Origin of the sequence: Niabella drilacis, assembly GCF_900101395.1 — a bacterium.
GTDB classification, from domain to species: domain Bacteria; phylum Bacteroidota; class Bacteroidia; order Chitinophagales; family Chitinophagaceae; genus Niabella; species Niabella drilacis.
In genome coordinates, this window is sequence record NZ_FMZO01000031.1 from 20184 (window position 1) to 28362 (window position 8179).

Annotated in this window: 6 protein-coding genes and 1 pseudogene; 5 read left to right on the plus strand and 2 right to left on the minus strand. The window is 49.0% G+C overall.

What is annotated here, in order from left to right; translation table 11 throughout:
- Window positions 1-62 precede the first annotated feature (62 nt).
- From BLS44_RS25425 to BLS44_RS25435, 3 genes are all read left to right on the plus strand, one after another.
- Window positions 63-899, plus strand: a complete 837-nt coding sequence (locus BLS44_RS25425) for a sulfite exporter TauE/SafE family protein (RefSeq protein ID WP_090393577.1) — start codon at window positions 63-65, stop codon at window positions 897-899.
- An 11-nt stretch (window positions 900-910) separates the two neighbouring features.
- Window positions 911-1300: a DUF1634 domain-containing protein gene (locus BLS44_RS25430; protein WP_090393578.1), complete on the plus strand. Its 390-nt coding sequence runs from the start codon at window positions 911-913 to the stop codon at window positions 1298-1300.
- A gap of 277 nt (window positions 1301-1577) precedes the next feature.
- Window positions 1578-3329 carry an ArnT family glycosyltransferase gene (locus tag BLS44_RS25435; protein WP_245729451.1) on the plus strand — a complete coding sequence of 584 codons (1752 nt, stop codon included), beginning with the start codon at window positions 1578-1580 and terminating at the stop codon, window positions 3327-3329.
- 169 nt (window positions 3330-3498) lie between these two features.
- On the opposite strand, the gene BLS44_RS25440 is transcribed toward BLS44_RS25435, so the two are convergent.
- Together BLS44_RS25440 and BLS44_RS25445 are read right to left on the minus strand one after the other, a co-directional pair.
- Complete coding sequence (locus BLS44_RS25440) at window positions 3499-5451, minus strand: LTA synthase family protein (RefSeq protein WP_245729453.1); 1953 nt, start codon at window positions 5449-5451, stop codon at window positions 3499-3501.
- A 14-nt stretch (window positions 5452-5465) separates the two neighbouring features.
- Window positions 5466-6371 (minus strand): lysylphosphatidylglycerol synthase transmembrane domain-containing protein, encoded by a 906-nt coding sequence (locus tag BLS44_RS25445; RefSeq protein WP_090393580.1) that lies wholly within the window; start codon window positions 6369-6371, stop codon window positions 5466-5468.
- 261 nt (window positions 6372-6632) lie between these two features.
- Between BLS44_RS25445 and BLS44_RS25450 the strand changes: the two genes are divergently transcribed.
- Together BLS44_RS25450 and BLS44_RS25455 are read left to right on the plus strand one after the other, a co-directional pair.
- Window positions 6633-7583, plus strand: a complete 951-nt coding sequence (locus tag BLS44_RS25450) for an NAD(P)H-dependent flavin oxidoreductase (protein ID WP_090393581.1) — start codon at window positions 6633-6635, stop codon at window positions 7581-7583.
- 33 nt (window positions 7584-7616) lie between these two features.
- Window positions 7617-8179 (plus strand): annotated as a pseudogene (locus tag BLS44_RS25455) (hypothetical protein); the annotation flags it as partial.

Below are 8179 nucleotides of genomic sequence, written 5' to 3' on the forward strand. Positions count from 1 at the left end.
TTCAAACATCAGCCGGCTGCAATAAACTGTGAATAGCCGGCAGGGATCATCTTTTATCGCATATGACTGTACTTACATTTACGCTGATCATGCTGCTGGGTGCCTTTATGGCGGGGCTGATCGGCTCTTTATCCGGTCTTGGGGGAGGCATCATCATCATTCCGTTGCTCACGATCGGGATGGGGGTCGACATTCATTACGCCATTGGAGCCGCACTGGTTTCTGTTATTGCCACATCATCAGGATCTGCAGCCGCTTATGTACGTGAAGGCATTACCAATATGCGCCTCGGGATCTTTCTTGAGATTGCCACCACCACCGGGGCCGTTTGCGGGGCGCTCATTTCAACAATAGCCCCCGGCTCATTAATTGCGGTACTTTTTGGACTGACACTGATCTTTTCTTCTATCAATTCGCTGCGGAAAAAAGAAGAGCACGTGTTGGAACAAAGCAGCCCGCTGGCCCGGAAATTAAAACTGGATGGCAGCTACCCGGATCGTAATGGCCGGCCGATCTCCTATGGTACAAAAAATGTGCTGGGAGGATTCGGTATGATGGGCATCGCCGGCATGATGTCCGGGCTGCTGGGCATCGGATCCGGAGCGTTTAAGGTCATAGCCATGGACAATATCATGCGCATCCCCTTTAAAGTTTCTACCACTACCAGTAATTTTATGATGGGAGTAACCGCCATTGCCAGCACCGTGATCTATCTGCAAAAAGGATATGTGCAGCCTGGTATCTGTATGCCCACCATGATCGGTGTGCTTTTCGGATCGATGACGGGATCCCGGATCCTGATCCGTTCAAACCCCGCAAAACTCCGGCTTTTCTTTGCTATCCTTATTTTACTATTGGCATTTAACATGATCTATAACGGCATTGCCGGCAAGATTTAAACCAGTTACAGATGCAGAAAAACAACTTCACGGATAAAACATTACAAACTATTATCGGAACCCTGCTTCGTTACGGGGTATGGCTGGCCCTGGGTACAGGTGCAGCCGGAGGTGTGGTATACCTGTTAAAACACGGCGGGGAACCCATGCATTACGCCAGTTTTACCGAGGCCGACAAGAGCATCGGGCAATTGCTGAAAGAAATGGTCACCGGTATCAAAAGTCACAGTGGTACTTCCATTATTTTCCTGGGGATCATCCTGCTTTTCCTTACTCCTGCGCTGCGCCTTCTCTTCTCCTTTATTGCATTCCTGGTCGAAAAAGATTACCTGTATGTACTCATCACATTTATTGTAATGATGATTATCGGCATCAGCATTTCGCTGGGATACAGTCATTAGGCGCAAACCGGTAAGGCTGCCCGCCCTGCAGGGCAAACGCATCAAAATTGGGTGAAGAGAGGCACCGGGAGCATTTGCAGGCACTGTAAGTGCCTCGTGTTTATAACAAGGTATTACCCCGGCTCCTGCAGGAGCCGGGTTCAACAAAACAGCATATTGCTATAAACATACTGCTCCTCCGGAGCTGAGCAATGCTGAAATCAGATGCGTTTGCCCTGGCCCGCCCTGGTGAGTTAGTGGCCAATTTAGTATTTTCGCATAAACAGACATCCCTATTATGCCTGCACATACAGATACGTTTCCCTCTTTTTCCCCTGGCAGCACAGGAACTACCCGGACAATGGGTAGCGACACCCGGTTGCTTGCCGGCTTCATGATCCTCTGGTTCCTCATCAACAGCCTGCAGGCGATCTTCCTTGGTATCGATGGAGACGAGGCTTATTACTGGATGTTGTCTCAAAACCTGCAGTGGGGCTATTTTGACCACCCTCCCCTGGTTACGGTCTTTATCCGGCTGGGTGAGTTTTTCGGGCACGGGCCCTTCTTTACACGCCTCGGGACCATTTTATTATCAACCTGCTCCATTGCACTTGTCTACAGGGGGCTGCCCGGGTACCTGCAAAAGATCCGATGGTTCATATTGCTCTATGCGGCCACGCTGGTATTGAATGTATACGCTTTTATAACCACACCGGATGCCGCCCTGTTCTTCTTTGCCGCCCTGTTCTTTCTGAGGTATAAGCTTTTTTTAAACCAAAAGAACTTCATCAACAGTCTCTGGCTGGCCATTGCCATTACCGGCATGTTTTACAGTAAATACCACGGTATCCTGCTGGTGGGCTTTGTTGTACTATCGAACCTGAAGTTGCTGACCAATAAATATTTCTGGCTGATCGTGTTGATGGTGTCCCTGTTATTCCTCCCTCATCTCTACTGGCAGTACCTGAACGACTGGCCAACGGTGCGCTTTCACCTGATCGAACGCATCGCCAAAAAATACCGGGTCAGTTATACTACGGATTACCTGTTGGGACAAATACTGATCTGGGGGCCGCTGATCTCCCTGCCCTTTTATATTTTCATCTTCAAATTAAAGATCCGGGATACGCTTATGCGCGCCCATCTTTTTATGTTTGCAGGCACCCTTATCTTCTTCCTGTTCTCGTCCTTCAAAAATACCGTGGAACCTCACTGGACGATGATTGCCGGCATCTCTTATATTGCGGTCTTTTTGTCACTGATCGTCAATGGCAGCCAAAAATTCAGGAGCCTGTTCTTAAAAACAGCCTGGTGCAATATCGGCCTCATCCTCCTGGCCCGGATCCTTTTCCTGGTGCCCAATGGGCCGGCCAATCTTATCAAGCATTTCCGGTCTTTTTCCTACGCCCGGGTATGGGCCGATGCGGTTTATGAAAAAGCCGGCCATACTCCGGTAGTATTCTCCAATTCGTATGCGCTGCCCTCTCTTTACAAGTTCTACCATCCTGATGCCCAAACCACTGGCTACAACGATAAAGGTTATCGGAAAACAAATTTCAATATTACAGACGATCACCTTTTAAATGGCAGGAACGTTTTTTATTATACAGAAAATACGAGCCTGAAACCCGGAACGGGCATCCCGGTCGGAACGGTTTACAATTCGGGGAGGCTCCTGCCATTACCGCAATACCATTCGCTGAACGGGCTGAGGATTATCCTGGAGCATCCCACTAAAGAAATGAAATACGGGAGTGAGCAATCTATGACCCTTACCATCATCAACAAGAGCGGGCAGGCGCAGTTGCTTGAACCAAAGCTCCGGGCAGATTATGCTTTCCTGGTCGAAAAATATAATTTCATTAATTCAGATTCCAACTTCGCGTTGCCGCTGAAAACACTCCAGCCCGGCGAAAGCATCCGGCTTAACATTCCCGTTAAGGCGCCACAGCAGCCCGGGAAATACCGGCTATTATTCTCCTTTGTCAATGATTTTATACCTGGAAATTTCGCCAGCAACTTTTATCAAATCACGGTTAACGGGGAGTGATCAGAATAATTTGACAATGAGGATCCGGATGGCTATCGGGAGTGAAAATTTGAAAATACAGGAAAGAAAAGCGGGTATCAGTATCAAACCATCTTCAATCCCATTCAATCCGCGGACAATTTAAAAGTAAAAAACGCCCTGCCGCTTCATAACCTCCAGCCCGCAAAAGCTAGCTTCCCGGCGCTATCAGCTGGTTCCGTATCAGGCGGTTGTTGTATTGCTGAATGAATGCTTTTACTTTCTGTTCCATAGCTGCGGCCCTTTGTGCGGAATCCTGCAGCAGGTCTGTTTTCATTAACCGATCCTGTTTAAAATTGTACAGGCCGGTAGATCTTTTACCATCAAAAAAGAGCAGGTAATCGCCATTGATCCAGCGGTGCCCCCCGGAGTATTGATATGCAAAGCCCGGCCCCTTGCGGTCCAGCACATTTTCACCAAAAGCCAGGTAAGGCTTGTGATAATGGAGGTAACCCAATACGGTGGGCATAATATCCAATTGTTGTATCACGCCCGGATCCACCCCCCTGAAACTGCTGTCGCCCGGTGAATACAGGATAATGGGAATGGCAATATCGCCCCAGGCATTCTGATATTCGGCATGATAAGACACCGTGGCATGGTCTGCGGAGATCACAAAGAGCGTATTATTGAACCAGGGCTGCCGGCGCGCCTTATCAAAAAATTTCTGCAGGGCCATATCGGTATAGCTGATGCATTCCATTACCGGTAACGGTCCTTTCTTAAACTTTCCTTTATATTGTTCCGGAACTTCGAACGGATGGTGCGAGGATACCGAAAAGATCCCGGAAAAAAAAGGTTGCGGAAAGCTATTCAGTTTCTGTTCAAAGAACTGAAAAAACGGCTCATCCCAGATCCCCCAGATCCCGTCATAATCAGCATCATTATTATATTCTGTTTTCCCGAAATAGTGCTCAATACCGATCATTTTTGTATAGGGCAGAAATCCCATCGACCCGTTGGGGGCCCCATGGAAAAAGGAAGTATGATACCCTTCATTTGCCAGTAATTTTGGCAGGCTTTTCGTGCTGTCGGACACATACGGTGTCAGTACAAAAGGATCCAGCCCGCTGGGGATGCTGGAAAAAATGGAAGGGATCGCATCAATTGATTTCCGGCCGTTTGCAAAAGAGTTCCAGTAGATCTTACTTACAGCAGCCAACGAATCGAGAAAAGGCGTAAACCCGGTATACTTACCGTTGTCGAGCTCCTTATTGTAAAATCCCACAGATTCCTTTCCAAAGCTTTCCAGGATGATGACCACTACATTCTTTTTGGTGAACGGCAGCGAATCCGCCGGTGTATGCAGCGGCGTATAAACATCCCCTATTGTTGCATCCGGAAAATCATGCAATTCTTTTAACGGCTTTACCCCCATGGTACGGATAAAAACAAAAGGCGTGTTCAATACCAGGTATACTTCGTGGGAGCGCTTTACATAAACACCTGCATCACCTACCGTAATGGGACGTGTACTGTGGCGGAACCCGCCCCGGATCCCGCCAATAGCAAGGATCACACCCAGCACAAAGATCAGTGCAGCTTTACAATAATATACCGGTATCCGGGAAGGCGGCTGATCATTACGTACCTGCACCTTCCGGTAAAGCAATACCATCAGCCCTGTCAGCCCTGCAAAGATCAGCACCACGTACCAGTAGTCGATCAGGAAATTCCACGCAAGCCCCGATTTATTCTGCTCGTGTGCAAACTCGCTAAAAACGCTGGTGGTGGTGCGCCTCAATGTAAACCGGTAATAAATAAAGTCGATGCAATTCAGCAACAATGCGATGCCGTTCGTCATATAAAAGACCCACTGAACCACACGCTGATAACGTTTGTGCGTTCGCAGCAGATACGGAACCGGAACGGTCATCAGGAAAATGAGCAGGCAGTTAAAATACAGCATCGCGGCTATATCGAACCGCAATCCACCTGAAAGGATCTTTATCCAATCGCCGGCTTCGATCCCCGGGAACAGGGATATGTTCAGGAAATAGAACAGGAACCTGCAAATAAAAAACAACAACAATACCAGCAGGATGCGGTATAAAAATGTGCCATAGTAGCTCAGCATCCAGGTGCCTCTCCTCCTGTTCATCATAACCAAAAATTAATTTAATGCTCCCCTGCCGGATCCGCAGCTGTAGCTGATGATTCCGGCGACCTTTCCCGTTCCCTGCCAAAAAGGATAAAGATCGCAGACAGGGCCATAGCCATTGTAATTAAATAAAAGCTTAAGCTTACGGATACGGCAAGATCCTTATCCAGCCCAAAAATGCCCGCTCCCCAAACAATGGCCACTTCTCTTGCGCCTAACCCCCCGATACTAAAAGGGAACAACGAGGCAAGTGAAGATAGCAGGAAAATGGCAAAATAAGGCCAGTAGCTGGCCCTGCACCCTAATGCCGCCAGGATAAAGGCGACGGTAGCCAGCTGAAGCGACTGGGTGCAAATGCCCAACAAATGCGTGGCAAAGAAATGACGGCTAACGCGGTTAAAATAACGGCGCAGGATAAAATAATATACCAGGGTGCCGCCTGCGAAGGCAGCCAGGATCCAGGCGCTGTACTGCCTTACTTCCGGCAACGAGAGGCTAAAACAGGAGACCAGGAACCCCAATCCCCACAATCCTGCCAGCCGGTCGAAAAAAACAGCAGAAAAGACCTCCTTATGGGTGGTAGGATAACGCTGTTTTAATACAATGATCTTGTACCCGTCGCCCCCCAGGCCGCTGGGCAGGAACAGGTTGTAGAACATCCCCAGCAGGTACAGGCGCAGGTTCGAGCGCGCTGAAAGGGGCAGGCCGATGTTCCTGAAAAAATAAAGCAGCCGGAAAGAAGTGATTACCTGGCAAATGACAAAGGCCGCCAGGGCAGGGATCAGCCACCAGCCATTGGCCTCTTTCCACAACCGCCGCACAGCAGCCAGGTCTACCTTGGTATACACCAGCCACAAAGCCAGCATTGTAAAGGCAATTTTCAGTACCGGTTTTAAAATATTCCAGGCCTTCTTTTTATCCATATATCCACTGCAAACTTCGGCTAAATTGTTAAATTACCCATTGAAAATTTATTAAATTGGTATCTTCAGGAATTAGACGATAGACGATAGACGATAGACGATAGACGATAGACGATAGACGATAGACGATAGACCATAGACCATGGACTATCGACCATAGACCATGGACTATCGACCATGGACTATCGACTATCGACCATGGACTATCGACTATCGACCGATTCGTCAGGCTGGCAAAACATTGAACCCGAAACCAGGAATATGAACCCCAGAACAACAAACCGCATTACAGAACTATTCCGCATCACTTATCCCATTATCCAGGCGGGTATGGTATGGACCAGCGGCTGGAGACTGGCGAGCGCCGTTAGTAACGCCGGGGCATTGGGTCTTATCGGCGCCGGCTCCATGTACCCGGAGGTCCTGAAGGAACATATCCGGAAATGCAGGGCCGCTACCTCCCGGCCGTTCGGTGTCAATCTGCCCCTGTTGTATCCGGAGCCCGAAGCGCATATCAGGATCATTATCGATGAAAAAGTTCCGGTCGTTTTTACCAGCGCCGGCAACCCCAAAATATGGACAGGGCTTTTAAAAGACGCCGGCATCACCGTGGCACACGTGGTCAGCAGCAGCAAATTTGCTTTAAAAGCACAGGAAGCGGGCTGTGATGCGGTGGTAGCCGAAGGATTTGAAGCAGGCGGGCATAACGGGCGGGAAGAAACCACTTCAATGGTGTTGGTTCCGCTGGTAGCCTCTGCCGTGCAGATACCCGTCATTGCCGCCGGGGGTATTGCTACCGGGCAGCAGATGCTGGCCGCTTTTGCACTGGGCGCAGAAGGAGTGCAGGTCGGGAGCCGGTTTGCTGCCAGCGAAGAGGCTTCCTGCCATCCCGATTTTAAAAAAAAAGTGATCGATACCGGGGAAGGAGATACGGAACTTTCTTTAAAACAGCTGGCGCCGGTGCGCCTTTTAAAAAACAATTTCTATCAGCAGGTAAAGACGCTGGAGCATAAAGGAGCCACGCCCCAACAGCTGGCAGCACTGTTGGGACGGGGACGGGCCAAAAGAGGGATGTTTGAAGGAGATCTCGAAAACGGGGAACTGGAAATTGGCCAGGCAGCAGCTTCTATCAGATCGATCCGCCCGGCCGCTGAAATCGTTGCGGAACTGTGGGCGGATTTTAAAGCCGGGCTCGCCCGCCTCCATCTATAATATTCATTTAAACCAAACCATTGTTTACGGGAGATGAGCATTTGTTATAATTTGAAGAACCCCTTTTCACCGGTAAGGCATACAATATCCCTGCTTTGCGGCCTGTTGATCCTGCCGTTTGCCGGTTTTAGCCAGGCGTTTACAGCCCTTGAAAAAAAAGTGGAAGCGAATGACAGGAGCAACGATAGCAGCCCAAGGGAAAAATTGTTTGTTCACTATGACCGTCCCTACTACAAGGTTAAGGACACCATGTGGATGAAAGGCTATATCCTTGCGGCCAATAATAATACTATAACCGACAGCACCGGCATTGCTTATATTGAACTCATCAACAATGCCGGAGAAGTAGTAAAAAGAACCGCAGCTCCCTGCTACTGGGGACGCTTTCAAAGCAGCATTCCGCTAACAGCAGACAATTTTCCACAGGGCAGCTATACATTGCGGGCTTATACCAGCTGGATGCGCAATTTCGGAGACTCCCTCCTGTATGAAAGTCGTTTTACCATCATTAATCCCAGGGCTGATGAATGGAACGCTCGTATCCGGGAAGTAAAATTTACGGGCAGTCGCATTACCTTAACTGCAGGGTTAACCAC

Coding starts and splice junctions, on each gene's coding strand:
- BLS44_RS25425 (WP_090393577.1), top strand. CDS start 63: ATGACTGTACTTACATTTACGCTGATCATGCTGCTGGGTGCCTTTATG.
- BLS44_RS25430 (WP_090393578.1), top strand. CDS start 911: ATGCAGAAAAACAACTTCACGGATAAAACATTACAAACTATTATCGGA.
- BLS44_RS25435 (WP_245729451.1), top strand. CDS start 1,578: ATGCCTGCACATACAGATACGTTTCCCTCTTTTTCCCCTGGCAGCACA.
- BLS44_RS25440 (WP_245729453.1), bottom strand. CDS start 5,451: ATGATGAACAGGAGGAGAGGCACCTGGATGCTGAGCTACTATGGCACA.
- BLS44_RS25445 (WP_090393580.1), bottom strand. CDS start 6,371: ATGGATAAAAAGAAGGCCTGGAATATTTTAAAACCGGTACTGAAAATT.
- BLS44_RS25450 (WP_090393581.1), top strand. CDS start 6,633: ATGAACCCCAGAACAACAAACCGCATTACAGAACTATTCCGCATCACT.